We start from the raw sequence: 26,882 nt of genomic DNA on the forward strand, positions 1-26,882 counted from the left end.
CACATGACGGACCCCCAGAGGGTGGAAACGGTCGGCGACGGGTCTCCGGACAAGGCCGTGGAGGCGCTGACCGGGGCGTTGGCCGCCCTGCGCACGGGCGCCTATCTGACGGACGACGATGGGTGCATCATCGGCGTCAATGCCCGGGCAGAACAGCTCCTGGGCCGGTCCGCGGCGGAACTCCTCGGTCAGGACGCGCACGACATGCTGCACCGCAACCGCCACGGAGAGCCCATCGCGAGGGCACAGTGTCCGGTGCGGCAGGCCATCTTCGCCGGAGGCACGGCACAAGGGACGAACGAGTGGGTCGAACGTGGCGACGGCTCGATGCTGCCGGTGTCGTGGCTGGTCACTCCCTGCGACATCGATGGCCGGACCCCGGTCACCCTTGTGATCTTCCATGCCCGCCATACCCCAGGTCCGCCCGCCGCACTCCCGGAGCGGCCCACCGCGTCGCTCTCGGAGCTCGAGCGGTTGGCCCTGCTGGCCGAGACGACCACGACGCTCACGTCCACGCTGGACGTCGACGAGGCGCTGCGAAGACTTGTGAACCTGGTGCTGCCCCGCCTCGCGGACTGGGCCGTCATCGACCTGATCACCGAGCGCGACGAGGTATGGCGCCGCGCCGTCGTGCACGCTCAGAACGGGGCTATGGTGCACTCGGAGGAACTCGAGGGACCGATGCCGCCGGTACCGGAGGGTTCCCCGATGCCCTTGTCCCGTGCCCTGCGCGGTGTGTCGTCCGCCCTGGCCGGGCCGGAGACCTACCAGGGCCCGCCGGACTCGGGCATCGCGGTGGAGCAGCGGCGCCTGTTCGACGTGACCGGCATGCACTCGGCGGCCATCGCCCCCATCCGCGGCGTACGGGAGATCGTGGGAGCCATCACTCTCGGCCGCTCCGAGCAGCCGGAGCCGTTCACCGCGGCGGACATCGCGCTGCTCGAGGACATCGCCCGGCGGGCCGGTCTGGCCCTGGCGAACGCCCGCCTCTACCAGCGGCAGCGCAAGGTCGCCGAGACCATGCAACGCCATCTGCTGCCCCAGCTGCCGAGCGTGCCGGGGCTGGAGATGACCGCCCGCTACCTGCCCGCGCCCAACGCCTCGCAGGTCGGCGGCGACTGGTACGACGCCTTCGGCCTGAGCGACGGTGCCACTGCCCTGGCCATCGGTGACGTCGTCGGCCACGACCTGGACGCCGCCGCCGGCATGGCGCAGCTGCGCAACATGCTCCGCGCCTACGCCTGGGCGCAGCACGAACCACCGAGCAAGATCGTCGAGTGGCTCGACCACGCGTCCCTGCACATCGCCGAAGCTTCCATGGCCACGCTGATCTATGCCCGGATGACGGTGGCCGACGACGGGCGGTGCGAGATGACCTGGACCAATGCCGGCCACCCGCCGCCGCTGCTGGTCACGCACGACGGCGTGGCCGACTTCCTCACCGACGGCCATGGCGTCCTCCTGGGCATCGAGGCCCACGAGGCCCCGAAGGGTCGCGTCGACGCGACCGTGACCCTGCCGCCGGGGTCGACCCTCGTGCTCTACACCGACGGTCTGATCGAGGCCTCGGGCCATTCCCTGGACGAGGGCCTGGAGCGGCTGCGCCGGAACGCCGCGTCCCTGGCCCACCGACCTCTGGAGCCGTTCACCGACCATCTGCTCAAGCGGTCCCGCCCTCCGCAGAACGAGGACGACGTCGCGCTGCTGGCCGTACGGCTCCCTGGATGAACCTCGTCCGTGCGGGCTGGACCCGGTCCCGTGCACCAGCAGCCCGCGGCGGCCTTCACGGAGGACTCACGGGGTGTACGGGGCGTCGCTGTGGTGGAGCTCGGCCATGACGGGACCCGCCACCCGGTAGACAGCGGTCCGCCTGATCGTCACCACAGCGGCCGGATCGGCGTCACCGCGGGTGAGGTAGGCGACGGTGGCCTGCTTCGGGGGCGCCGTGGAGATCTCGACGGACTCCACGGGCGTCCTGTCCCCGAGTGAGGCCGCTGCGGCCGGGACCGGCGTGCCTGCGTCGTTGCGCCAGGTGACCAGGGCGTAGAACCTGCCCGTGCCCTCCGTGGTCACCTTGATGGGCGCCACGGCGTCCGGTGCCGCGTCGCCGGTCATGTCGCCGATGTCGCACTGCGGCTGGAGCTCGATGACGATGCCGTCGCCCTCCCACCGCCCGTCGGTGAACGAGATGGATCCCGCCGGGGCGTCCGGCAGCCGCAGCTCGGAGTTCTGCAGTTCCGCGTTGCGGAGCTGGTCGCACGTCAGCCCACCGGCCGGCCTGTCCGAGGATCGGGGCGAAGGCTTGGCGGACTCCTTCCCGTCGTCATGGCCGGAACCGCCGCCGGGCGACTGCGAAGCCCGGCCCCGATCGGGCGTCTTGGCACCGGGACCCTTGCCGTTGCCGTTGCCGTCCGTGTCCTGGCACCCCACCGCCACTGATGCCAGGACGAGCGAGGCGATCACCCAGGATCCCCGTCTTGTCCAGCCTCTGGTTCCGTTCACCGCAGGCCCCCCCCATTTGTTCCGCATACCGGGCCGCGGGTGCGGTCCGGTATGCGGTTGGGGACGCGCCTGCTCTCCTCCCGGTTGCGGATGTCAGGCACCAGCTGCGTGCCGGGCGCCGGCCGTCGTCGAAGCACCCTCTCGGGGCGAGGACCTGTTCAGGGAAACCCCTGTTCAGTCGAGGACCGCGGTGGCTTCGACCTCGACCAGATGGTCCGGGACGTCCAGTGCCGCAACGCCGAGCAGCGTGCCCGGCGGTACCGGCGTGACCCCCAGTTTCGCCGCTGCCCGAGCAACCCCCTCCAGGAACAGGGGCATCTTGTCGGGGGTCCAGTCGACGACGTGGACGGTCAGTTTCGCCACGTCGTCGAAGGAGCCACCGACCTCGGCCAGCGCGGTGCCGATGTTGAGGTAGCACCGCTCGACCTGAGCGGCCAGGTCGCCTTCGCCGACCGTCACCCCGTCGGCGTCCCAGGCGACCTGCCCCGCGATGAAGACCAGTTTCGACCCGGTCGCGATCGACACCTGCCGGTAGGCGTCGATCTCCGGCAGTCCGTCGGGGTTCACCAGGGTGATGGCCATGCTGCCCGCCTCCTTGTCATGAGAGCCCGTGGGCCCTTTCCCACGGAACAAGGCGCCCGCGGTCTCTTGTGGTTACTCAGGAACTGTAGGAGAGTGAGCGCTGACCTGGAAGAACGCACTTTTGAGTGACTGGGGAACCTTATGGTGACCAAGCAGTTCAAGGGCTCGCCCGAGGACGCGGACCTGACGCGCGCCGACTCCTTGGCCCGGGAGATCTTCTCGGACGTCGCCAACAAGTGGGCGTTCCTGATCATCGAGACTCTCGGAGAACACACCCTGCGCTTCAGCGAGTTGCGAAACGAGATCGAGGGCATCAGCCACAAGATGCTCACCCAGAACCTGCGCATGCTGGAGCGCAACGGCCTGGTCGAGCGCGACGTGCACCCCACGGTGCCACCACGCGTCGAGTACACCCTCACCGAACCGGGCCAGGCCCTGCGAGCGACGGTCAACGGCATGTGCGACTGGACCCACCAGTACCTGGGTCATATCGAGGCTTCCCGCCGCCGCTTCGACACCTGACGGCTCCTGGCCGTGCCGGAGTCGGCCCGCTCGACCGGCGCCCGGCGATGCCGACAGGGCCGCGGCGCGGCGCCGGCCATCGGCGGAGCCCGGCCCTCGCCTCGTGCGCAGGCGAATGCGCCACCCCCTCCGGCGGACGACATCGCGCTCCTCCTGCTGCGGACGGGCACCCGCCTCGGACGGTGAACGCCTAGCGCAGCACCACGGTGACGCCCATCCGCTCGAGAAACGGCACCACCGCGTCGAAGTAGCCCACCTCGCCGTCCGTGTCCACGCTGACACCCGCGAGGGCCTGCCGGGCCACGTCCGCGGCGTGCCAGACGAGCGTGAAGGGCGCGGAGGGCGCCTCGCCGCCGCACCGGCAGCCGCGCAGCGTGTTCCAGCACTGGTGCCACCGGTGCCCCGCGCCGCCGACCGCCTCGCCGATCGCGCAGTGCAGGCCCGGGATGTCGGTGGCGTACCGCCCGTCCATCTCGCACACCGTGCCGGGCTCCTCGGGGCCCCCGCACGCCTTGGTGAACCGCAGCCACTCGCTGCGCCCCTCGATCGGGAACCGCGCCCATGCGTTGCGTTCCCGGGGCGGGCCCTCGTGCCAGACGTCCCACACGGGTCGGGCCGCGGGCGGGGGAAGCAGACGGCGGAAGAGCCCGCCCTTGAGCGTCACGTCGATCAGCGCACCGCCCAGCGCGGAGGGGCGGCACTCGTCCGCATCCGCCGTGATGTGCTCGTCGACCGCGGTCGGCCGGCCCGTACGGTCGAGGAGCCAGAGCTTCATGTGGTCGCCCCCGCCTCCGGGGTGGACCAACCGGCGCACCATGTTCGGCGAGGGCTCGCAGCCGATGAGCCGTACGGGCCGGGGGGCGGGGTCCGGCCGGTCACCGTACGCGCCCTCCACCCGGCGGCAGTGCCCGAGCGGGCCGCCGCTCGTGCCGTTCAGGAGGGCGACATCCGTCCTCGCGGGCTCTTTGCGGTAGCCGGGCGGCCCGTCGGTGACCACGCATTCCACGACGAGGTCGAGCAGCCTCGGGTCCTCCGCGGTGGGCCTGCTGTCGATGACGACGACGTCGTCGAGCGCGCAGTAGTCGTAGGTGTACGGATCCTCGGCGTCCACGTCGTGCACCGTGAAGTGCAGCTCGCCGAAGGGAACAGGAGCGTTCCTCGCGCACCGCTCGGCGGCCTTGAGGAGCCGGCCGGTGGCGGCGCAGCCGAGGAGGGTCAGTCGCTCCCGGAACGCGGCACGGTCCATGAACAGCCCGTCGACATCGACGCACCGCGCCCACACCGTCTGCTCCCCGTCCCACTCCTCGCTGACGAGCGCGAAGCGCAGAGGCAGATCCCGCCCCCAGGCGACCTCACGCAACGAACCGTCCTCCCCCTCGTCCACTGCGCCTCATCCCCTCCGGCCTCCGCCGGCCGAGCCGATCATAGGCCCGGCGCTCCCGGAGGGTCGGGCCGCCTACGGCGGGTCCGGGCGTGGAGCGGCGGCGGCATCGGCGGGCGGAGCGTATGCCCACCGAGTGATCCGGCGCACAGGCCGGCGAGGACGGCAACGCTGCGTGTTAGCGTCCGCGCGTGACTTTTCCGGACAGGGACGCATCGGCCTCGGGAACCGCGACCGCGGCCCCCGGGGCGGACGGCGTGCCTGGTCGGAGAGCGGCAGCGCCACCGACGCGGATCTGGGATGCTCCAGTGCCCGGCGATCGACTCGACCTGTTCGGTGCGGACTTCGTACGCGACCCGTACCCGTGGCTGGACCTTCTGCGCACCGACGCGCCCGTGCACCACGACGAGGCGACGGGACTGTGGTTGGTCAGCCGCCACCAGGACGTGCGGCGGGTGCTGTCCGACGCGTCGGTCTTCCTGCCCGACAACGCCCAGCACGCGGTCGCCCCGCTCCCGATTGCCGTGCTCCGGACGCTCGCGAAGGCCGGTTTCACCCTGCCACCCGCACTGGCCAACAACGGCACCGGCAGCCACGCCGGGCTGCGCCGACTGGTCAACCGGTTCTTCAACGCCCGGCGGGTCGCGGCCGCCGTCCCCGTCATCGAGCAGTGCGCCGAAGAGTTGCTGGACACGGCGCAGGCCAGGATCGACGCCGACGGTCACGAGGACCTGTTCGCCTCCTACGCCCAGGTCCTGCCGTGCCGGGTGCTCATGGAACTGCTCGGCGTCCGCGGTGTCACGCCGGACACGCTGATCCGCTGGAGCGACGCGTCGCTGGAGCTGTTCTGGGGCAGGCCCCCGGCGGAACGGCAGCTGGAACTGGCCGAGCTGGTCGGCGAGTTCCACCGATGGCTGACCGACACCGTACGCAGTGCCACGTCGTCGCCGGACGTTTTGCCGGAGTCCTTCATCCAAGCGCTGTCCCGCCACCTCCTGCCCGAAGGGGATCCGCTGGACACGGCGACCGCGGTCAGCGCCTGCTTCTTCGTCTTCATCGCCGGGCAGTCCACCACCGGCCAGCTGATCGCCACCGTGCTGCGCCGGGCCCTCGGCGAACCGGGGCTCTGGCCGCGGCTGGTGCCGGAAGCCGGTCTGGCCGAGGCCTGGGTGGAAGAGGTGCTGCGGCGCGAGCCGCCGGTGACCACCTGGCGCCGGGTCACCGCCCGCCCGGTGGAACTCGCGGGCACACAGCTTCCGGCGGGCGCACAGCTGTTGCTCATGCTGATGGGCAGCGGCTCCGACCCGGCCGTGTTCGCGGAGCCGGAGCGGATGTGCCCGCGGCGGGCGAACGTCCGTCACCACCTGGCGTTCGGCGCCGGACGCCACCGCTGTCCGGGCGCGTCCCTGGCACGCACCGAGGCGGCGATCGCCCTGCGGGCGGTGGCACGCCGTCTGCCGGAGGTCCGGCTCGCGCCGGAAGGGGCACGACCGCCGATGCTCGGCCTGTTGTCCTTCCGGGCGCCCCTGGAGGTCGTGGTGGAGCGGCAGCCCGGTCGTTGACGCACCCGGCCGGGCGACTGCGGCAGGCGGACTGCCGCCGGCCGACTGCGCATCGACCGAGCGGGCGGAACTCCCGCACCCACGGGGCACTTCGAGGCCCGACCGCACACGGCGCCCGCGCGCGCCACCGCCCCACACGGTGGCGCGCGCAGGCTGTTCATGGGGGAACGGCCCGAGGGCCCGTCTGTCGAAGGTCGGCGGTCAGGTGCAGGAGGGGCACACGCCCCGGTAGGTGACCTCGACCTCGGACACCGTGAAGCCGAACCGCTCCTCCGCCGGGAGGTCCGCCAGCGGATTGCCGGTGGGGTGGACATCGCGGATGGTGCCGCAGCGGGAGCAGACCAAGTGCTGGTGCGGACGGTGCGCGTTGGGGTCGTAGCGCTTGGCGCGCCCGTCGGTGGAGACCTCCAGGACCTCACCGAGGGAGACCAGTTCGCCCAGCGTGTTGTACACGGTCGCCCGTGAGATCTCGGGCAGTCGCTGTGCCGCGCGTGCGTGGACCTCGTCGGCGGTGAGATGCACGTGGTCGCCGTCGAGGACCTCCGCGACGACACGCCGCTGGGAGGTCACCCGCCAGCCGCGTCCTCGCAGCCGTTCCAGCAGGTCACTCATGTCGGTTCACCTATTCAGGCTTGGCGGAATACCCGTAGTTTACCGGCAGGTGTCCGGAACCCGATGGGATATGAAACGCGCGAACTTCTTGACCTGGACAGCGTCCATCGTAGGATCGGTTCCGGCATCAGCCAAGGGAGCCGGCACTCCAGTTACGGCAGGAGACTGAGACATGACGGGACCGCCGAGCAGCCGGACGCTGCCGGGTCGCGGCTGACGGGCAGCGGCTGACCGGCCTTTCACGTCGTGCCGTGCAGGCCTCGCCATGCCGGCAGTCCGGCCCCCATCACAGGGACGCATGTGCCCCGACCTTCCGCCGCCGGCACTTCCTGAGCACCACGATCCCGCTCCGCCCGAAAGGATTCCCATGTCCGAGAACCCGGATGCAATCGTCACAGACCCGAAGACGGAGGGCCGAGGCGGCGGCTGCCCGGTAGCGCACGGGCGCGCCCCGCACCCGACTCAAGGCGGCGGAAACCGCCAGTGGTGGTCGGAGCGGCTCAACCTGAAGATCCTCGCCAAGAACCCGGCCGTGGCCAATCCGCTCGGTGAGGAGTTCGACTACGCGGCGGCGTTCACGTCCCTCGACCTCGCGGCCGTGAAGCGGGACATCGCCGAGGTGCTGACCACTTCGCAGGACTGGTGGCCCGCCGACTTCGGCAACTACGGCCCGCTGATGATCCGTATGGCCTGGCACAGCGCGGGCACCTACCGGATCAGCGACGGCCGTGGCGGTGCCGGCGCCGGTCAGCAGCGCTTCGCCCCCCTCAACAGCTGGCCGGACAACGCCAACCTCGACAAGGCTCGCCGACTGCTGTGGCCGGTCAAGAAGAAGTACGGCCGGAGCATCTCCTGGGCCGACCTCATGATCCTCACGGGCAACGTCGCGCTGGAGCAGATGGGCTTCGAGACCTTCGGCTTCGCCGGCGGCCGTGAGGACGTCTGGGAGCCCGAGGAGGACGTGTACTGGGGTCCCGAGACCACCTGGCTCGACGACCGGCGCTACACCGGCGACCGTGAGCTGGAGAACCCCCTCGGCGCGGTCCAGATGGGCCTCATCTACGTCAACCCGGAGGGCCCCAACGGCAACCCGGACCCGCTCGCCGCGGCCCGTGACATCCGTGAGACGTTCCGCCGGATGGCGATGAACGACGAGGAGACGGTCGCCCTGATCGCGGGCGGTCACACCTTCGGCAAGACCCACGGGGCGGGCCCGGCCGACAACGTCGGCGACGACCCCGAGGCCGCCTCGCTGGAGGAGCAGGGCCTCGGCTGGAAGAACGCCTACGGCACCGGCAAGGGCGGCGACACGATCACCAGCGGTCTCGAGGTGACGTGGACGAACACCCCGACCACCTGGGACAACAGCTTCTTCGAGATCCTTTTCGGCTACGAGTGGGAGCTGACCCGGAGCCCCGCCGGCGCGCACCAGTGGCGGCCGAAGAACGGTGCCGGGGAAGGTACGGTCCCCGACGCGCACGACGCGTCGAAGACCCACGCCCCGCAGATGCTGACGACCGACCTCGCGCTCCGGTTCGACCCGGTCTACGAGCAGATCTCGCGTCGCTTCCTGGAGAACCCCGACCAGTTCGCCGACGCCTTCGCCCGCGCCTGGTTCAAGCTGACCCACCGTGACATGGGCCCGAAGTCGCTGTACCTCGGCCCGGAGGTCCCGGAGGAGACCCTGCTGTGGCAGGACCCGCTGCCGGAGGCCGAGGGCGAGGTCATCGATGCCGGGGACATCGCGGCCCTCAAGGCCAAGCTCCTCGACTCGGGGCTGTCCGTCCCGCAGCTGGTGTCCACCGCGTGGGCGGCGGCCTCGACGTTCCGTGCCAGCGACAAGCGCGGCGGCGCCAACGGCGCCCGCATCCGCCTGGAGCCGCAGCGCACATGGGAGGTCAACGACCCCGACCAGCTCGCCACGGTGCTGCGCACCCTCGAGGGAATCCAGCAGGAGTTCAACTCCGGTGCCAAGAAGGTCTCCCTGGCCGACCTGATCGTGCTCGGCGGCGTCGCGGCCGTCGAGCGGGCCGCCAAGGACGCCGGCTTCGACGTCCAGGTGCCCTTCACGCCGGGCCGGGTGGACGCCTCGCAGGAGCAGACCGACGCCGAGTCGTTCGCCGCGCTGGAGCCGACTGCCGACGGGTTCCGCAACTACCTCGGAAAGGGCAACCGCCTGCCGGCCGAGTACCTGCTTCTCGACAAGGCGAACCTGCTCAGCCTCAGCGCCCCCGAGATGACCGTCCTCGTCGGTGGCCTGCGCGTGCTGGGCGCGAACCACCAGCAGTCGCAGCTCGGCGTCCTCACCACGACGCCCGGGTCGCTGACCAACGACTTCTTCGTCAACCTGCTCGACCTGGGCACGACGTGGAAGTCGACGTCCGAGGACCAGACCACCTTCGAGGGCCGCGACGCCGCCACGGGCGAGGTGAAGTGGACCGGCACACGTGCCGACCTCGTCTTCGGCTCGAACTCCGAGCTGCGCGCGCTCGCCGAGGTGTACGCGAGCGACGACGCGAAGGAGAAGTTCGTGAACGACTTCGTCGCGGCGTGGGACAAGGTGATGAACCTCGACCGGTTCGACATCGCCTGACACGGCCTCCGGGATCCGACGTGATCTCGGGCGTCTGACGCGATCTCCATGACCTGGACGTGATGTCCGGGCCGGCCGACACCGGCCGGCCCGGACATCCGCGGTTCCCGGCCCGGACATCTGCGGTTCCCGGCCCGGTTCAGGGGCCGCCAGGCGTCAGCGGGCGGGCTCATGGTCACCCGCGTACCGGGTCGGGGAAGGATCTGTCGCCGAAGAGGACCCGTCCGGCCGCGGCCCGCCCGAACGGTGTGCGCAGCAGGGTGAACGCCGCCGCCGCGGCAGCCGGCGTCCGTACGTGGGCAAGTCCCCTGCGCAGCATGAGCCGTCCACGGAAGTGGGGGCGCAGAGCGGCTCCGTCGTAGTCGCTCATCGCGTCCGGCTTCCCGGCCCGCAGCGCGTCGTCGAGGACCTCGGCCGCGAGCTCGGACTGCCGAAGGCAGGGGTCCAGGCCGCCCGCGGTGAGGGGAGAGACCGCGCCTGCCGCGTCCCCCACGAGAAGCCCGTCGGAGCAGCTGATGCGACGCAGCAGGCCACCGACGGGAATGAGGCCCCCACGCCGCTCCACCGCCTCCGGACGCTCGACTCCGGCCAGCCCGGGCGCTGATGCACTGAAGCGCTCCACTGCCCGGCGAAGACCCTCCGGATAGCGGTCGGCATAGCCTGCGACGCCGACATGGGCGTGCTGCCCGTCGTTGACGACCCAGGCCAGGTAGCCGGGGGCGAGCGAGGGGTCGAGCACGCAGTGGAAGGTCGGGGGCTCGTCGCTCCCGGGCAGCTCGAAGACCTCCTCCGCGCCGACCAGCAGGTGGTGGTTGCGGTCGAGACCGAGGTCGCGGGCGACTCTCGAGCGTGCTCCGTCGGCACCGACGACGAACCGGGCGCGGACGGTCGTCGGCCCGTCGCGACCGGCCAGGTGGAAGGTGTCGCCGTGCCGGCCGGCGTAACGGGTGCTCAGTGCTATCCGCACGCCGGCTTCGGCGGCGGAGGCGGCCGACGCTTCGTAGAGCGGCGCCATGTCGCCCACCCGGTACTCGTCACGGGAACTGACCAGGTCGACGGGGCGGCGGAGGTTCGGCGGGTAGAGCACCACGCGCCGGATCGCCGGCCCGAGGCAGTCGGGAGGCAGGGGAAAGTCGTCGAGCGTCTTCCGCACGAAGATCCCCGTGGTGCGGATCGCGCCGGCGAGAGCGGCGCGCCGTTCCACCAGGAGCACGTCGTGACCCTGGCGGGCGAGGAGCGTGGCGGTGTGCAGCCCGGCCAGCCCGGCCCCGACCACCAGTACGTCGGCACTGTCCGTGGCCGGGAGGCGGTAGGGGTAGTCGGCTGTCGTCATGCTCTGCTCCTCATGAGGGTCCGTCATCGGATCGCATCGGTACGCGGACAGACGCCGGCCGGCAGTGCGGCAAGGGCGCAGTCCGGCTGCGCACAGCGCGAGCACCGGTCGAATGACGATGGAAATCTATCGATATTCGATAGGAACGGCAAGCCGGGTCTGCCTCGAGGAGGGATGCGGCCAGGCCCGGCACATCCAGGGAGACCGGTGAAGCCGGGTGCCCTGACCGGCGGACTCCTCGCAGCACCGGCGCCCGACCGACCGAGCCGCCATACAGCCCGAAGTCAGTTGTCGGTGCGCCTCGGCAACTCGACGATCAGCGCGTTGGCGATGGTTGCCGGCCCGTCGCCACGGCCGATCCAGCCCAGTCCCTCCGGAGTGGCGGAGCCGAGGAACACCGGGGCACCGAGGGCAGTGGCGAGCACCTCCTGGGCCTCCGCCCGGCGGGGTCCCAGCTTGGGACGCTCTCCGATCAGCTGCACGGACACATTGCCCACCTCGAAGCCTGCGTCCCGGACCAACTGTGCGGTCCTGGCCAGCAGTACGGTCGGAGCGGCACCTTCCCATTCCGGCGTGGAGGTGTCGAAGTGGGCGCCCAGGTCGCCGAGATCCGCCGCTGTCAGCAACGCGTTGCACGCGGCATGAACAACGACATCGCCATCCGGCTCGCCCGCCAGGCCCACGGGCTCGTCCGGCCACGCAACGGCCGCCCCGCCGCGAACGGATGGATGTCCACGCCGGTCCCGATCCGGGGCAGCTGGAGGCGGGCAAACGGTACGCCACCAGGCGGCGTCGTCATGGCGGATGGACTTCCTCAGGGCAGCGTTCGGGGGGACGTCGACCCTACCGAACGGTCTCCGAGCTCTTCCGCAGACGGGCCACCGCCTCCCTGATCACCGGCAACCGCTCGTACAGCACGTCGCCGGGACAGTCCGTGCGGAAGGTGTCGCGATGGCCCGAGATGACATGGAGTCGGGCCACCTCGCCCCTTTTGTAGGTGCTCTCGTCGTTCGTCGAGACGAGCCGGACCGTGCCGTTCGGGTCTGCCCCCGACCGGAGCTTCCAGGCGGCCACCTTCACGATCCCCGCCTCGAGCGCCGGCGGGACCGTTGTGCCGGGACCGAAGGTGCCGAGCGCCGCGATGCCGATGCTGTCGCCGTTGAAGCCCTTGGTGTGCGCCCCTTGTACGGGACGTCCGACGCCGCCGGCCCGGCCTTCGTAGATGGTTCCGCAGCGGTCCACCACGAAGTTGTAGCCGATGTCGTCCCAGCCGTCACTCTCGACGTGGTCCCTCTGCATCTCCCGCAGCATGCGTGGGACGTCGGCGCAGTCGTATCCGTTCAGATGACCGGTGTGGTGGACGAAGACCGCGCTCACCGCACCCGTGTAGGTCGCCCGCTCCCTTACCATCCCCTCGTCCGCCCGCCACGCCTTACGGCTGACGATCGGCGGTCGCGGGACCATGGGACCGACGGCGGCGGGCTCTGGCCGGGCGGCCCGGGGCGGGGCGTCCCGCAGCACGAGCAGAGCCAGCACCACGACCCCGGCACCCAGGACGATCCGACGGGACCACATGGGACCACCCTGCGCCCCGGCCACCCACTCTCACAGGTGAGCAAGCCATTCGGGTGAATGCGGCGCCGACGGGACGAGCAGTGGGCCCGTCAGCGATCGCTCAGCATTCCCCTCGCCACTTCACCGTCCCGATCGTGGCGTAGATGATGTTGGCCTTGTACTGTCCGGGACCGGGGTTGTAGTGCAGGCAGATATGGCGGACCGAGGTCGTGTAGCCGTAGCTCAGGTCGATGTGATCAGCGCCGGGGAACACGTAGCCGTTGTTGAACACAGAACCCACGCTATGGATCTCGCCCGACCAGTCACCGGCCGTCTTCATCAGCAGTGTTCCGCCTTGGTCCGGCTCGGAGTAGGCGCAGAAGTACCCCTTCGGGCAGCCGGGCGGGTTGGGCTCGGCGTTGGCCGGCGGAGCGGTGATCATCACTCCTGCGAGGGCTGCGACTCCGGCCAGGGCGCTCAGAACGTGTTTACGCACAGTGGTTGCCTTCCTTGTCGTCACGTGGAGGTTCAGCAGACGGGCACGCCGGGCAGTTCGTTGTCCGGCGAGCTCATGTAGATGTTGGTGACGTAGCCGTCGTACAGGGGCAGGTACGCCCACCAGTCGTTCGTGTAGGGCGGCACGGTGACCTGTTGTCCCCGTTTCTGGCAGCTGACCAGCACTTCCACCCCCGCGGGGAGCTTGGTGAGTGCGGTCGAAGCGGTGGTCGTGCCGGCACGGACCTGGACCTGTGAGCCCCAGGTGCCGAACCACGCACCGGCCCGGGGCTGGGCGCCGGGCACGTTCAGCGAACGAACGAGCCGGTTGGTGGCGGTGTACGCGGCGCCGAAAGAGGTGTCCTGCGGGTGCAGGGTGAAGGCGGCCACGATCGATCGGTCGCCGGTTCCGACGGTGCCGGTGGTGTGCAGTGCCGGTCGCGAGAGGTCGATGGCGGCCTGGCCGGCCGCCGACCTCCCGGCCGTCGTGGTGGCGGGCGTGGCCGTCGTCGCGGTCGTGTTGGTGCAATCGCTCGAAGGACCGAAACCGGACCAGCCCTGCTTCACCGCCCACGGCCGCTCGAACGACGCGGGGATGCCGAAGCGTTGGTCGAAGCCGTCCGTGCCGCACCGCGTCGACGCACGCAGGTTGCCCATGACGATGTCGCGGAGGGTGGCCGGGGCGCGCTCCAAGAGCCAGCGGTACATCTGCACGGTGTCGGCCGCGGACAGGGCCGTGTAGCCCCAGTGTCCGGGGTAACCGGCGGGCGGGCCCGCCGTGTCGACCAGTCCCAGACGGGAGGTCATCCGGTCGATGATCGAGGAGCCGCCGTTCAGCGTCCAATAGTGGCCGGCGGCGGCGTCGTTACTGGCGCGCAGCATGGAATCGAGCCGCGCCCGGTCGTCCGCCGGCAGACTGTAGGCGGGGCCGCGGTTCCACAGGTGGTCGAGCGCGATGAGCACTTTGACCACCGAGGCGGCACGGAACGGTGTGTGCGCGTTGTGCTGTTCGGTGAAGGTGCCGGTGTGGCGGTCGTAGACGGCGACGCCCGCGCTCACGCCGGGCGGGATCTCCGCCGTGGCCGTCCGTGGGGCGGCCTGCGCGGCCGTCTGCGGGGTCGCGACGCGCGCGGGTGCTGCGGCCATGGCGAGTAACGCCGCCGCGAGGACGAGCCGTCCAACGGCGCGGGCGAACCCGCCGGGCATTGTCGTGTGCATCAACGATCTCCTGGTCGAGTGGCGAGCGGGACGCGCCGGTGACGGCCGGCCCTGCCCTGAGGCATGCCGTGCCGGACCGGCCGGGGCCGACGCCCGCCGGAGGCCCGGTGTCAGCAGTTACGGATGGACCAGACCGGCGTCCAGTCCTGGGTCCCGACCTGCGGAGGGGTGAAGGCCCGGAGCACGTTGCCGCTCTGCCCGTAGAAGTACGAGGTGACCCCTCCGGTCTGCTTGTTCAGGTAGTAGCCGTTGCCGTGCCAGTTGGACAGGTAGTACCTGTTGCAGTGGTAGAGGAAGAAGATCTTCCACTTGGACACGGTGGGATCCCAGACCTCGACACAGAGATTCCCCGGGTTGCAGTCGAAGAGTTCGCCGTCCGCCCGGTGGATGAAGTGGGCGGCGGGCGAGACGGTCGGCGAGACCGCGGCCTCGGCCCGGGCCGCCAGCGTGCCGGCGTCGTGCGGGGCCGGCGACGCCACCCGCACATCGCCGCTCACGCCGTTGCCCGAGGCGGTGACCGCCCGAGCCGATCCAGTGGAGACAACGGCCATCAGTATCCAGGCCAGGACACCGACGATGCCGAGGAAGGAGCGCTTGGAGCGCATGGACTGAACCTCCTGTCAGGCGACGCCACAGCGGCGCCGGCCTCTCTCGACATCTGTCGAGGCCGCGGCAGCCGTCGCGCCGTCGCACATACCGGACGCGGGACAGTGGCACCGTCCACCCGGCGTCCCGGCCCGCGGTCGTGATGCTTCCTGATCCGTGCCTGCCGGGAGAAGTCCTTTCGGTCCTGCCCGAAGAGCCTGGTACGCGCCCCTCCGGCATGGTCCTCTGTGTGGCGCAAGCACGGCCCGAGAACGAGTCGGCGCAACGGGCATGCGCGATACAGGCGGGTGCACGGGTGTCGCCGCGCCAACAGGGAGTTGTGAAGCAATGCGTACCAAGCGCTCACTTCTCGGAGTGATCGGCACCTTGACCCTGGTGCTGGCCTCCGTCTTCACCACCGGACCGGCCCAGGCGGCATCAGCCCCGGACGACAAGCGGGGCGGCCACATGATGATCATGCCGTCGGCGCCCGAGGGAGCCGGCTCCGCGCAGGCCCTGGCGGCCGCCCCGCCGACGACCTCACCGGGCGTGTACTCCGTGCATGTGCCTCCGGGCAGTGGCGTCTTCTGCCGGACGGGCAACCTGTGCGCCGCCGTCTACGATCCCTCCGCGGGGACCTTCAAGGTCTTCTTCTTCTACTCCTGCAACCGGTACTCGCTGTCGAACTGGAACGGCTGGGGCGAATTCCAGAACAGCCAGACCGGCGGTGCTCTCGGGCACTTGTACGACGGGAACGGCAACCACTTGAGGGTCATGTTTGCCGACAACGGCGTCTACGCCCAGGACTGGGCGCCGGTCTGGTCCCTTCGCAACTGCTAGTGAGCCAGGGGCAGGTCCCGGTGATGTGTGCACGGGACCTGCCCCGGTCGTCCGAGGCCTCGCAGGAGAGGCCCCGACGGCCGGTGGAGGGTCGGCCCGCTCAGGGGGACGGCACGGGTTCCCGGCCGGGCGCGGCCATGACGGCGGCCGCGGCCTCCCGCACCGCCTGTACGCCCGGCCGAAGGCGACGCTCGGCCGGCCAGCCGAGGGCCGACACGGACGGGGACAGGTCCACCACGTCGACATAACGCACCCCCGGGCGGGGGAAGAAGTCCCGGGCCGCCGCGGGCAGGAAGCACATTGCCTCGCCCCGTGCCACGGACAGAAGCAGCCCCTCCATGTCGGAGACGACGGGGCCGTAGCGCACACGGGTGCCGTCCGGGCGAGGGTCCACCGCCCAGAAGTCCCACCACACCCGGGGGACTTCCGGTGGGACGTCCACGAAGACCCGGTCGGCGAGGTCGGCGAGGCAGATCTCGGACCGGTCCGCCAGAGGGTCGCCGGCCGCGAGACAGGCCACACGGGGTTCGGTCGCCAGTTCCAGCAGCTCGATGGCCGGCGGCACCGGGGGCCGGAGGAAGGCAACATCGATGTCACCGGAGAGCAACTGGGCGAGATGCTCGGTGAAGTTGAGGCTGCGTACCTCGACGGTGATCCCCGGGTGGAGGACACCGAGCCGCTCCAGGATCGCGCTGGTGTAGGGCATCGCCGCCTCCGCGCCGATGGTCCCGACCACCACGTGCCCGGTGAGCGTACGGGCCCACTGGCCGGCGCGGACGCGTAGCAGACCCATCGCCTCCACCGTGGCGCGCGCTTCCATCGTCAGGGCGCTGCCCGCGTCGGTGAGACGGACCGTGCGGCTGTCCCTGGCGAACAGCGGGACGCCCAGCCGCCTCTCCAGGTCCTGGATCTGGCGGCTCAGCGCCGACTGGGTCATGAACAGCCGCGCCGCCGCCCTGCCGAAGTGCAACTCCTCGCTCAGCGCCAGGAAAAGACGCAGTTGATGGATGCTCGGCTCCACTGATCCCACCGACTCGGGCACGGCAGACATCCTCCACCTGCGGCCATTGCGGCCTCTGCATCGATCACGCCTATTTTCTCATCGCCGTCTCCCTGGCAGACGCGATTTCGCCGTGTGACGCTGTGTGTGCCGCTCCGCCGACCGGGCTGACCACCGGGACGGGCGGGGGTCGGCGGCGCACAGGCGGAATCATCGGGAACGGGGGAAAGGGTGAACCAAGGCGCGCCTGCGTTCTGCCGTGGGCCGTGCGCTGCACCTCGGTGCGCTGCCCGTCGGCTGCCTTCCGTACGACGGCCTGTTCGTCACCGCGTCGGTGACCTCGACCGTAACAGCCTGGCGGCCGGGGGGCTTTGACGCCGAGGCCGTTCCGGCGGAGGCCGCGAGGTCGCCGCTCCGCCGCGTCGCGCACCGACCCCGCCGCCCGCAAAGCGGGTTCGACGCCCGGGACCAAAGACGACACCCCGCCACCGTGACGGCTGGGGACGGCCCGACCGGTGCCGACCCGACGGGCACGGCTTCCGAGCTCCGAACTCCCGCGCTCTTGGGCTCCTCGGCCCAGCACCGGGGGCCAGGGGCCGTCCATCGAGCCGCAGCGGACTCTCCTCGGGCCCCGACGCAACGAGACCGTGACAGCGATCGGCCGAAGCGGCCGTGGGCGGGCGCGTCGCGGCGGCCTGCCCGCCCGCGGCCCGGGCCGGGACGCGGACCACGTCCCGGCGGCGGCCGGACCGCGATGCGCGGTCCCTGAAGAAATGACCGGAAAACGTGTCCGGTACCGACCGACACACAGGGGGAGACAAGGTGCTGCGCATTCATCTCACGGAGGGGGACCTGGCCCGTGTCCATCTGGCCCGGGAACCGGACCCGGTCTGGGAGACGCTGCTGGGCCTGCACCAGCTGACCGAGCCACGGCGGGGCCTGCCCGTCTTCGCCCCCTGGCGGCGCAGCGCCCGCGCCCGGCTGGCCGAGGAACACCTGGCGGGCCCGGTGAAGATGCTCTCCACCCTGGCCCCCGCCTCGGCGGGCTACTGGCCCGACTTCCTCACTCCCGACGCCTCGGCCGACGGCCTGGGGGCCGCGCTCGAGGCCCTGCACGCCACTCCCGGGCAACAGGTGCGCCAGGAGATGCACCGACTGGCCGTCACCCACCCGCTCCCCCACTGGGCCCGCGCGCTGGCCGGTGGCGAACTGCACCGGATGGAGGAGGTGGCGACGGCGTTCCGACTCGTGCACCGCGCGATCATCGCGCCAGGCTGGACCGGGGCGGCCATGACCACCGAGGCCGACCGGGCCCTGCGGACACGCGTCCTGCGCGACAGCGGCGTCCACGGACTGCTGGACTCCTTCCGGCCCCTGATGGACTGGCGGCCGCCCGTACTGCACGTGCGCTACCCCGAGGACCGGGACCTGCACCTGGGCGGGCGCGGCCTGCGGCTGATCCCCTCCCACTTCTGCTGGAACACGCCCATCGCTCTGGCCGACCCCGGCTTGCCCCAGGTCCTCGCCTATCCCGTGGCCCATCCCCCGTCCTGGGCCCCGGCGGTCACCCGGGACCGCCATCCCAGGGCTCTGGCCGCGCTGCTGGGCCGTACCCGCGCACGCGTGCTGGCGGCGCTGGACACCACCGCGACCACGGGAGAGCTCGCCTTGCGCCTGAAGATCTCCGCTTCCTCGGCGAGCGAACACATCACCGCCTTGAGAGAGGCCAACCTCGCGCACAGCCAACGCGCCCGCGCCCAAGTGATCCACACCCTCACTCCGTTGGGCACCGCGCTTCTCCACGGCGAACTCCCGCCTCACCCGGCGTCCGACTGAAGCCGCGGGCCGCGCGATGCCTGCTCTCCGGGGCCCCGGCCGGCAGCGACTCGTCAGCGGCGGACGACGAGTACCGCTGCGGTGTCGTCGTCGAAGCCGTGGCCGCTGTAGCGGACGAGGTCCTCCCGCAGCAGCGTGGTCATCCGGTCCGCGGGTTCCCTGATCCACGCACGCATCCGCTCCTCCAGAGGGTAGAAGGCGCCCGTGTGATCACGGGTCTCGCTCACGCCGTCCGTGAACATCAAGAGCCTGTCCCCTTCCTCGAAGGGCAGCTCCTGGACGTCGTGGTCGCCGTTCCCGAGCCCGAGTCCGGAGAGATTGACGGGAAGCGAGGGAGAGGGCAGGTCGGCCGTCGTCAGGACATCCTGATGCTGGATGAGGGGTGCCGGGTGCCCGCAACTGACGAGCCGTACGACCGGTTCGTCGTCGGGGATCTCGGCGATCAGCACGGTCGCGAATCGGCCGGCCACGTCCGAGTCCTGAGTCCGCTCCGCGTAGCGGGCCATGCTGAATTCCAGACGCTCGGCCACAGCGGGGAGGTCCGGGGCCGTATAGGCGGACTCGCGGAAGGAGCCGAGGAGGATGGATGCCGTCTCCAGCGCACCAAGCCCTTTCCCCTGGACGTCACCCAACATGATCCGTACCGCGCCGCGTACTTCGAGAGCTTTGTAGAAGTCCCCGCCGACATGTGCTCCCGCGGCTGACGCCTCGTATAGAAGGTGGAGATCGACGGATCCCAGGTGTGACGGCATCGGTCGCTGCAGTGCCGTCTGCGCGGCTTCGGCCACGGAGTACACCTGGCGGAGCTCCACCTCCCGGGTCTGCCGGAGACGGCTCGACCAGGCTGCGGCGACCGCGTCACGGCCAGGAGCACCGTCTCGTTGATCAGCACGCCGGGAAGATCCTCGGCCCGCAGTTCCGCCAGGCCCGCGGAGGCCACCATGGACAGCAGTCCCACGCCCGCGGTGACACGGCTTCCCCAGGTCACGGCTGCCAGTGCCGGGGCCGCGAAGAGCACACGGTCGAAGGGTTCACGGTCGGAAGTGAGCGCATCGGCCGCGACGGACAGAGCGATCACCAGGAACGGAAGAAGGCGGCCGAGGATGTATCCGGCATCCGCCTTCCACGACAGATCGGCTTGGACAGTGCTGAGGTCGCGCATCTGTACATGCATGGACCATTCCACGCAAAAGGCATCTGGGACTGCGCCATTCGATGCGGGCGACCTCACCATGTCACCCGTTCCGGCGGGGCGCGAGGAGCGACTGACCACCCGTGCGCGTGATCGACACCTTCGCCGCGTGGACCACCTGGAGCCGGCCGGCGCCAGCAACCTCCCGCGACCCATAAGCGGACAAAGCGCATCCTGACCCGTGATCTCGGGCCTCCCCCTCCTGTGTTTCCCGCCGGGCGTCCGGACCATACTGGAGCTGCCCGCGACCCCCTGACAGAACGACTCCATGCCGAAGACCAGTACCTCCTCGACCACCGCCCCCGACACGACGTGGCTGGGGCACGGGCGCCACCTCGGACCGACGCCCGAGCAGGACGTCCGGCGCAACCTCATCGCGCTCAAGGCCGCCGGGGTCGTCGACGACTTCCTCGACCTCGCTCCTGCCGATGCCAGTGATGCCTACGCAGCCGGTGCGGTCGGCCTGCCCCCCGCACCCGACACCGACGAGAACGCCGCCGAACCGGACCCCTCCGTACGCCGCCTCTTCGAGGCCCGCTGGCGCGTGGACGGCGATGTGACCGTGCGCGCCCAGCTGACGTGCTTCGACTCCCACGGCAGGCAACGCGAAGGTGAAGCGGTCGGATGGGTGCTGGCCGCGAAGGCGGAACGGACCTGGGACCAGCGGTGGCCCTCCCCCGCGACGATGTTCTGGCCGGACAGCGACCGCATCGAGTGGGACCACGACGCCGTCCCCGGTCTGCGGCTGCGGACCACCAATCGGCTGCCGGACGACGACAAGGAGATGCGTCGTCTGCTCAAGGACTGCAGCCGCTCCAGCTGGAACGTCCACATCGTCGTCCACGAGGCGATGACCCCCGACGCACGCGGCCGCCGGCCTCTCACACCCTTCCTGCCGCCGAGCCTGCGCCATCGGGTGGTGGAGCACCGAGCCGCGCCGGAACAGTTCCAGATCGTCAATTGGGCGATGAGGGACCTACACGTTCGGGTGCCTCGGGGCGGGGCGGTGGTCCTGCCCACGGCGTCAGCGGGCCCGGAGTACGACGCTGAACGCTTCGCCGTCCGCAGCGTCTTCCTGGACGGCTCGGAGCCCACCGAACTCGTCGAGAAGGTCACCGCCTTCGCCGAGCTGCCGCGTACCTTGACGGCCGACGCCGAACAGGCGCTCGACAGCCTGCGCCACCGCTGGCATCTGCTCACCATCGAGGAGGAGTTGGCCCACACCCGCCGGCTCGTCACCAAGTACGCGGAGGCTCTCGAGGCCATGACCAGGTCCCGGGACCTGTACCGGGAAGCAGCCGAACTCGCGCAGGCCGCGCTGGCAGAGGCGACCGGCTCCGGCAGCGTGCCGCACCCGGCCCCGGAGGACACGGCCGCCAAGCCGGCAGGCTCCCCACGAAGCGCTCTGATCAAGGCTCTGGGGCGCTTCAAGGACACGTCGAAGCAGCAACCTCAGAAATAGCGGACCCCTCGCCGCCGGCAGACCGGCCGCGAGGGGTTTCTCCGTTCGACGCAGGCTTCTGCAGTTGCGTTGGACCTCCCTCCCCGGGAAGAGTTCCCGTCGACGACCATGCGCCCCTGCTCCGCGGGCTGCTGGGCGACGAGACCCTTCCGCCCGGACTGCTCAGCGCGGACGAGCGGGAGCGCCTGCTGAACACTGCCGCGCCGCGCTGATCCGAGCTGCGGCCGGCCCCGGGGCGTTGTTCACTGCTGCGGACCGGGTGACCGAACAATCCGCGCCCCGTTGAACTGGTCGTACGGTGCCGGGCATCCGGCCCGGCCCAGACGGGTTCAGCACACGGAGAGAGGTCGTCGGATGTTCAAGAGGGGGAGCGTCGCCCTCGTGGCCGCCGGGCTGGTACTGGCTCTCGGCGGCTGCGGGGGCGGGCCGGGCGAGAAGGCCGACGCGTCGGGCAAGCGGCCGGCCGAGCCGACTCCGGCACGGCCGCCGTCCAAGGAACTGGTGACGTGGGTCGGCGGCATGTGCGGATCGACGGGCGCGCTCAAGGCGCTTCGGACGGACAGCTCTGCGGATCTGAAGGAGATCCGGGAGGCGGACGAAGGCGGCCTGTCCGCCCAGGCCCTTGCCGTCAGCTACCTCTCCGGGGCACCGAGGACGGTGGAGGACGTGGAAAGCGACCTGGAGGCCCTCGGCCGGTCGGGCGTTCCCGCGGCCGACCGGCTGCTCGACGCCTGGCTGAAGAAGGTGAAGGGTGTCGTGACCGAACTCGACAACGTGTCCCCGTCCGCGGCCTTCGACGACGCCGAGGGCAGTGCCGCAGGCGTCGACAAACTCGTGCAGTCCCTCACCTCGCCCCAGCCGGACCTGCTCGCGCTGACGAAGAAGGACGCCCAGCTCGCGGCCGCCTATCAGCGGGCGGAGCAGTGCGCCCCGGGCTGGAAGCCCGCCGAGGCGTCCTCGCCCGCCCCCGACCCCACCAGCCCGCTGCCCAAGGCGGCGGACGGCAGGAACACAGGCGCCTGTTCGGACGGCGAGTGCGAGGTCCTCGTGACCTCCACAGCCGACATCACGGCGAACGGGGTGAGCGTGCATGTCTCCGTGGGGGACGACGTCGTCACCTTCCAGACGGCAGGCACCCTGATGCAACTCGGTGGCGCGGGCGGTGAGGCCGGGTTCGGCGACGAACTGAAGGCGACCGTCGTCGCGCACAACGAGGACGGAGCCGTGCTGAGGTTCACCACCCCCTGAGCGCCCCTGGCGGCCCTAACGCCCCTCGCACGCCTCCCGGTAGCGGAGTTGCGGCAGGTGCTCCTCCCACTCGGCGCGGGTGAGGACGCCGCCGGTGCGGTCGCAGACGTAGTCGGCCGCGCGGTCCGCGTCCAGGGTCCACACCCGGGCCGTCAGGTCGTAGCCGGCGGAGGCGAGGGTGTCGCCGGCCGGGCTGAACGCGACGGAGGTGACGGTCTCGAGGTGGCCGGCGAGTTCCTGGCCGAACGGTTCGGCGCGGGCCGGGTCGGCCACGTCCCACAGGCGGACCGTATGGTCGCCGCTGCCGGTGGCGAGCGTGCGACCGTCCGGGGCGAAGGCCACGGACGTGACCGGCCCGCGGTGCCCGGCCAGCTCCTCCCCCACCGGACGTACGCGGTCGGCCCGTCGTACGTCCCACAGCCGCACCGTACGGTCGCCGCTGCCGGTGGCCAGCGTCTGCCCGTCCGGGGCGAAGGCCACCGCGGCGACCGTCTGGTCGTGCCCGGTGAGCGCTCTGCCTGCGGGCCGTGCCCGCGCCGGATCGCGTACGTGCCACAGCCGCGCCGTGTCGTCCTCGCCGCCGGTGGCGAGGGTGTGGCCGTCCGGCGCGAAGGTCACGGAGGTGACAGCGTCCGTGTGGCCGCGCAGCGGTCCGCCGAGCGGCCGTACGCGGTCCGGCCGTCGTACGTCCCACAGCCGCGCCGTGTCGTCCTCGCCGCCGGTGGCCAGTGTCCGGCCGTCCGGGGCGAAGGCGACGGAGAGGGCGGCGCCGTCGTGCGCGTGCAGCGGTTCGCCGAGCGGGGCGGGGTGTTCGGGCGCGGAGACGTCCCACAGCCGTACGGTGCCGTCCTTCGAACCACTGGCCACCGTACGGCCGTCCGAGGCGAACGCGACGGTCAGCACCTCGTCCTCGTGGCCGGCGAGCGTGCGCGGTATGCGGCGGGGGTTGCCCGGCTCACGTACGTCCCACAGGCGGATCAGCGCGTCGTCGGTACTGGCGGCGGCGAGCAGGCGGCCGTCGGGACTGTAGGCGACGGCGGTCAGGGGGTTGGTGAAGTCGGTGAGGACGGTCGGCGGCCGGTGCCAGAGGCGGACGCTGTGGTCGGCGCCGGTGCTGGCGAGGGTACGGCCGTCGGGATGGAAGGCCACATCCCACACGGCCTCCGTGTGACCGGTCAGCGGCTCCCCGAGCTGCTGCGGGTACGCCGGATTGGCCACGTTCCACAGGATCGGGGAGTCGTCCTCGCCCGCGGTCGCCAGTGTGCGGCCGTCGGCACTGAAGGCCACCGACATGACGGGCGCGGTGTGCTCGGTGAGCGGTTCGCCCAGTGGCTCGAGGCGGCTCGGGTCGGACGCGTCCCACAGCCGTACGGTCTCGTCGAAGCCGGCCGTGGCCAGAGTGCGGCCGTCCGGGGAGAAGGCCAGCGTCCAGACGGAGGCGGTGTGTTCGCGCAGTGGCCTGCCGAGCAGCGTGATCCCGTCGTCCTCGGTGAACCGCCACATCCGTACGGTCCCGTCGAAGCCGGCCGTGGCCAGTGTGTCCCCGTCCGGGGCGAAGGCGACGGCTCGGACGCTGCCCGCCTCGGAGCCGTCGGCCCTGGCGGGCTCGCCGAGCGGGGTGGGGCGGGCCGGGTCGCTCAGGTCCCACAGCCGTACGGTCCCGTCGTCGCCGGCGGTGGCGAGCGTCGAGCCGTCGGGGGCGAACGCGACGGAGACGATGTTCTCCTCGTCGTGACTGACCAGCGGCCGGCCGACGGCGCGGGGCCGCGCCCGGTCGCGTACGTCCCACAGCTGGACTCCCCCGCCTTTCCCGGTGGCCACCAGCAGGTTTCCGGCCGGCGGTGCGAAGGCGACCGCCCCGACCGGTCCCGTACGGAAGCGCAGCGGTTCGCCCAGGAGCCTGCCCGTGCCTTCCGGCCCGCCCTCGGACCCGGGCCGCGTGGCGGTGTCCCACAGCCGGACGTTTCCGTCGTGGCCGCCGCTGGCGAGGGTGCGGCCGTCGGGGGCGAACGCGACGGAGCTGCCGAGGCCGCCGTGGCCGGGCAGCCGGGTGGCCAGCGCCCGGCCGGCGTCCGAGGCCAGCCGGGTCCGCAGGTCCGGGGTGGAGCGCATGCGGTACGCGGCGACGTCGAGCCGGGCGGCCAGCCCGGCACGGGTCCCGCGGACGCCGTCGGCCTCGGCGGTGAGGCGGCCGAAGACGGCGTCGTCCCGTTCGGCCTGGGCCGTGGCGCGCGCCTGGAGGGCGACGACGGCGGTGCCGGTGGCGAGCAGCACGAGCGCGGCCAGTACGGCCACGACCGTACGGCGCAGGCGTACGGCGCGGTGCCGGCGCCGGAGCGAGGAGGTGAGGAACTGCCGTTCCAGCGGCGTGAGTTCATCGGTGAGGTGGTCCTCACGCCCCTCCTGCGCGGCGCTGTGCGGCCATGCGGTGTCCTGCGGGAAGGCGTCGCGGGCGGCGTGCAGACGGGAACCGGCGTAGAGCGCGGCGTTCTCCCGGCCGAGTGCCTGCCACGTGCGGGCCGCCTCGGAGAGCGAGCGGTGGACGCGCAGCCGGTCGCGTTCGGCGTCGATCCATGCGCGCAGGCGGGGCCAGGCGGTGATGAGGGCTTCGTGGGCGAGGTCGACGGTGCCGTCGTCGAAGGTGATGAGACGGGCGCGGACCAGGCGTTCCAGTACCACTCGGGTGTCGGCGGGGCCGCCGAAGTCGAGCTCCGTATGCGCGGTGGGGCGACGGGTGTCGGGTGTGCCGTCGCCGGGGGCGACGAGGCGGAGCAGGATACGGCGGGCCAGCTCGGCCTGAGACGCGGTGAGTTCGCCGTACACCTGCTCGGCCGTCCGGACGACGGCGCCGTGCAGCCCGCCGGCCGCTTCGTACGCGGTCTCCGTCAGGGCGCGGCCGCTGCGGTGGCGCCACGTCTCGAGCAGGGCGTGCGACATCATCGGCAGTCCGCCCGGGGCGCCCTCGACCTCGTCCAGGAGGCGGTCGGTCAGGGAGCGTTCGACGATCAGGCCGTCCGCGGCGGCCGGGCGGACGACGGCCTCACGTAGCTCCGCGCGGCTCATCGGCCCGGCGAGCAGCGTAGCGTCCTGCAACGCGGCGGTGAGACGGGGGTGTTCGGCGCAACGGCCGAGGAAGTCGGCGCGCACCGCGATGACGACGCGCAGCCGGCTGTCGGCGTCGGTGGCGGCGACGAGGCGGTCGATGAACGCGTCCCGGTCGGCCGGGTCGGCGCCGAGGGTGTACAGCTCCTCGAACTGGTCGACGATCAGCCAGGTGTCGGCGTCGGTGCCGGGTACGGGCAGGAGCCGGTCGGCGTGCGTGCGCAACGGGTCCGCACCGGGCGTGAGGATCCGCACGGCAGCGGGCGCGGCGTCACGTTCTCCGGCGCCTTCGCCGTCGCCCGGGGTGCGCAGCCGGGGGATCAGGCCGGCGCGCAGCAGCGAGGACTTGCCGCTGCCGGAGGGGCCGAAGACGGCGGTGAAGCGGTGCTTGCGGTTCAGCTCGGTCAGCCGCTCCACGAGCTGGTCGCGGCCGAAGAACAGTTCGGCGTCGCCCGGTTCGAACCGGGTCAGGCCACGGTACGGCGGCCGGCAGGTCTCGTCGTCGGCGGCCTCGGCGGCCGACTGTGCCGACGCCTCGCGCCAGCGCCGCTCCCATTCGATCACGTCGCCGCCGCACGCCTTCACGTAGGCGAGCGTCACCGCGCGGGTGGGCAGCTGCTTCCCGGCCGCCGCCTGCGACAGGGTGGTCACCCCGTACCGCGCCTGCTGAGCCATCGCCCGGTACGTGGGCCTCCCAGCGGACTCGCGCAGCGCGCGCAGTTCGGCGGCGAACCGCGGCACCGGTCCGGCCTGCGGATCCAACTCGCCCTCGGTGCGCCCCGGTCCTGGTCGTCCCGACACGTGCCCGCCCCACCCTCGTACACCCACGTCGCGCCGAGCCATCACCCAGCGCGTCCGCTCGGGCGCCCACGGTAGGCAGTCACGGAGACGGCCGCAACCGAGCCTCCGGTGTATCGGCAGGCGGGGCACGGGCGTTCACTCGATCCGCACGATTCCTCCCGCCCGCATCGTCCGGTCCACGTCCCGGATTGTTCGGCACCGGTAGAGGACCTGCTGAACAACCGCGAAGGGCGGTCGAATACCCGAGGGACGTGGCCGGGACGGCCCACGGCGGTCCGAGCCGGCGAACAGGAGAGGGCTCGGGCCTCCCGTATCCGCATACACCGACGACCCGCGGAGCGCCGTCCACGAAGTGGACCGGGCCCGCGGCCACGACCTGCCGGACAACGAAAACGTGAGGTGATCCACGATGCAGAGCTCTCCGTATCCACCCGGTCCCGCCGGTCCCCCCGCGACGGCGCG

General features: G+C 71.5%; 21 protein-coding genes. 8 read left to right on the forward strand and 13 right to left on the reverse strand.

Going from position 1 to position 26,882, the window contains the following annotated elements; all coding sequences use genetic code 11:
* Positions 1 to 3 precede the first annotated feature (3 nt).
* On the forward strand, positions 4 to 1,728 hold the full coding sequence (locus ACIPJI_RS23870) for a SpoIIE family protein phosphatase (protein ID WP_402248643.1): 1,725 nt from the start codon (positions 4 to 6) through the stop codon (positions 1,726 to 1,728).
* A 66-nt stretch (positions 1,729 to 1,794) separates the two neighbouring features.
* Here the strand turns inward: ACIPJI_RS23870 and ACIPJI_RS23875 are convergent, their stop codons facing one another.
* Positions 1,795 to 2,463: a hypothetical protein gene (locus ACIPJI_RS23875; protein WP_402248645.1), complete on the reverse strand. Its 669-nt coding sequence runs from the start codon at positions 2,461 to 2,463 to the stop codon at positions 1,795 to 1,797.
* 213 nt (positions 2,464 to 2,676) lie between these two features.
* Positions 2,677 to 3,084: a RidA family protein gene (locus ACIPJI_RS23880; protein WP_356623893.1), complete on the reverse strand. Its 408-nt coding sequence runs from the start codon at positions 3,082 to 3,084 to the stop codon at positions 2,677 to 2,679.
* Between the two features lie 141 nt (positions 3,085 to 3,225).
* Between ACIPJI_RS23880 and ACIPJI_RS23885 the strand changes: the two genes are divergently transcribed.
* Positions 3,226 to 3,606, forward strand: a complete 381-nt coding sequence (locus ACIPJI_RS23885; RefSeq protein WP_402248647.1) for a winged helix-turn-helix transcriptional regulator — start codon at positions 3,226 to 3,228, stop codon at positions 3,604 to 3,606.
* 190 nt (positions 3,607 to 3,796) lie between these two features.
* Here the strand turns inward: ACIPJI_RS23885 and ACIPJI_RS23890 are convergent, their stop codons facing one another.
* Complete coding sequence (locus ACIPJI_RS23890; protein ID WP_402248649.1) at positions 3,797 to 4,990, reverse strand: hypothetical protein; 1,194 nt, start codon at positions 4,988 to 4,990, stop codon at positions 3,797 to 3,799.
* 305 nt (positions 4,991 to 5,295) lie between these two features.
* On the opposite strand from ACIPJI_RS23890, the gene ACIPJI_RS23895 reads away from it, so the two are divergent.
* A complete protein-coding gene (locus tag ACIPJI_RS23895) occupies positions 5,296 to 6,549 on the forward strand; it encodes a cytochrome P450 (RefSeq protein WP_402248651.1) in 1,254 nt (417 codons plus the stop codon).
* A 201-nt stretch (positions 6,550 to 6,750) separates the two neighbouring features.
* Here the strand turns inward: ACIPJI_RS23895 and ACIPJI_RS23900 are convergent, their stop codons facing one another.
* Positions 6,751 to 7,161, reverse strand: a complete 411-nt coding sequence (locus ACIPJI_RS23900) for a Fur family transcriptional regulator (protein ID WP_189477276.1) — start codon at positions 7,159 to 7,161, stop codon at positions 6,751 to 6,753.
* Positions 7,162 to 7,528: 367 nt separating this feature from the next.
* Here ACIPJI_RS23900 and katG point away from each other — a divergent pair, with 367 nt between their 5' ends.
* Positions 7,529 to 9,754: a catalase/peroxidase HPI gene (gene katG / locus ACIPJI_RS23905; protein ID WP_402248653.1), complete on the forward strand. Its 2,226-nt coding sequence runs from the start codon at positions 7,529 to 7,531 to the stop codon at positions 9,752 to 9,754.
* 175 nt (positions 9,755 to 9,929) lie between these two features.
* Here katG and ACIPJI_RS23910 read toward each other — a convergent pair whose 3' ends face one another.
* The 6 genes from ACIPJI_RS23910 to ACIPJI_RS23935 form a co-directional block, all read right to left on the reverse strand.
* Positions 9,930 to 11,087: an NAD(P)/FAD-dependent oxidoreductase gene (locus tag ACIPJI_RS23910; protein ID WP_307709913.1), complete on the reverse strand. Its 1,158-nt coding sequence runs from the start codon at positions 11,085 to 11,087 to the stop codon at positions 9,930 to 9,932.
* Between the two features lie 284 nt (positions 11,088 to 11,371).
* A complete protein-coding gene (locus tag ACIPJI_RS23915; protein ID WP_402248655.1) occupies positions 11,372 to 11,770 on the reverse strand; it encodes a 2-C-methyl-D-erythritol 2,4-cyclodiphosphate synthase in 399 nt (132 codons plus the stop codon).
* A gap of 160 nt (positions 11,771 to 11,930) precedes the next feature.
* A complete protein-coding gene (locus tag ACIPJI_RS23920) occupies positions 11,931 to 12,662 on the reverse strand; it encodes a peptidoglycan recognition protein (RefSeq protein ID WP_402248657.1) in 732 nt (243 codons plus the stop codon).
* Positions 12,663 to 12,762: 100 nt separating this feature from the next.
* Positions 12,763 to 13,137, reverse strand: a complete 375-nt coding sequence (locus tag ACIPJI_RS23925; RefSeq protein ID WP_356623879.1) for a peptidase inhibitor family I36 protein — start codon at positions 13,135 to 13,137, stop codon at positions 12,763 to 12,765.
* A gap of 32 nt (positions 13,138 to 13,169) precedes the next feature.
* Entirely contained in the window at positions 13,170 to 14,354 is a 1,185-nt protein-coding gene (locus ACIPJI_RS23930) for a hypothetical protein (RefSeq protein WP_402248658.1), read from the reverse strand.
* 110 nt (positions 14,355 to 14,464) lie between these two features.
* Positions 14,465 to 14,959 (reverse strand): hypothetical protein, encoded by a 495-nt coding sequence (locus ACIPJI_RS23935; protein ID WP_402248660.1) that lies wholly within the window; start codon positions 14,957 to 14,959, stop codon positions 14,465 to 14,467.
* Between the two features lie 328 nt (positions 14,960 to 15,287).
* On the opposite strand from ACIPJI_RS23935, the gene ACIPJI_RS23940 reads away from it, so the two are divergent.
* Positions 15,288 to 15,779 (forward strand): hypothetical protein, encoded by a 492-nt coding sequence (locus ACIPJI_RS23940; protein WP_402248662.1) that lies wholly within the window; start codon positions 15,288 to 15,290, stop codon positions 15,777 to 15,779.
* A 100-nt stretch (positions 15,780 to 15,879) separates the two neighbouring features.
* Here the strand turns inward: ACIPJI_RS23940 and ACIPJI_RS23945 are convergent, their stop codons facing one another.
* Positions 15,880 to 16,830, reverse strand: a complete 951-nt coding sequence (locus ACIPJI_RS23945) for a LysR family transcriptional regulator (protein ID WP_402248664.1) — start codon at positions 16,828 to 16,830, stop codon at positions 15,880 to 15,882.
* Positions 16,831 to 17,601: 771 nt separating this feature from the next.
* Between ACIPJI_RS23945 and ACIPJI_RS23950 the strand changes: the two genes are divergently transcribed.
* On the forward strand, positions 17,602 to 18,615 hold the full coding sequence (locus ACIPJI_RS23950) for a helix-turn-helix domain-containing protein (protein WP_402248666.1): 1,014 nt from the start codon (positions 17,602 to 17,604) through the stop codon (positions 18,613 to 18,615).
* Positions 18,616 to 18,668: 53 nt separating this feature from the next.
* On the opposite strand, the gene ACIPJI_RS23955 is transcribed toward ACIPJI_RS23950, so the two are convergent.
* The gene (locus ACIPJI_RS23955) at positions 18,669 to 19,403 is read right to left on the reverse strand and encodes a PP2C family protein-serine/threonine phosphatase (protein WP_402248668.1); all 735 of its coding nucleotides are present in this window, start codon (positions 19,401 to 19,403) and stop codon (positions 18,669 to 18,671) included.
* Positions 19,404 to 20,075: 672 nt separating this feature from the next.
* On the opposite strand from ACIPJI_RS23955, the gene ACIPJI_RS23960 reads away from it, so the two are divergent.
* Together ACIPJI_RS23960 and ACIPJI_RS23965 are read left to right on the forward strand one after the other, a co-directional pair.
* Positions 20,076 to 21,269 carry a hypothetical protein gene (locus ACIPJI_RS23960; protein ID WP_402248670.1) on the forward strand — a complete coding sequence of 398 codons (1,194 nt, stop codon included), beginning with the start codon at positions 20,076 to 20,078 and terminating at the stop codon, positions 21,267 to 21,269.
* 354 nt (positions 21,270 to 21,623) lie between these two features.
* Positions 21,624 to 22,517 carry a hypothetical protein gene (locus tag ACIPJI_RS23965; protein WP_402248672.1) on the forward strand — a complete coding sequence of 298 codons (894 nt, stop codon included), beginning with the start codon at positions 21,624 to 21,626 and terminating at the stop codon, positions 22,515 to 22,517.
* A gap of 15 nt (positions 22,518 to 22,532) precedes the next feature.
* Here the strand turns inward: ACIPJI_RS23965 and ACIPJI_RS23970 are convergent, their stop codons facing one another.
* A complete protein-coding gene (locus ACIPJI_RS23970; RefSeq protein ID WP_402248674.1) occupies positions 22,533 to 26,420 on the reverse strand; it encodes a WD40 repeat domain-containing protein in 3,888 nt (1,295 codons plus the stop codon).
* Positions 26,421 to 26,882 lie beyond the last annotated feature (462 nt).

The organism is Streptomyces sp. NPDC086835 (genome assembly GCF_044745705.1).
In the GTDB taxonomy this organism is placed as follows: domain Bacteria; phylum Actinomycetota; class Actinomycetes; order Streptomycetales; family Streptomycetaceae; genus Streptomyces.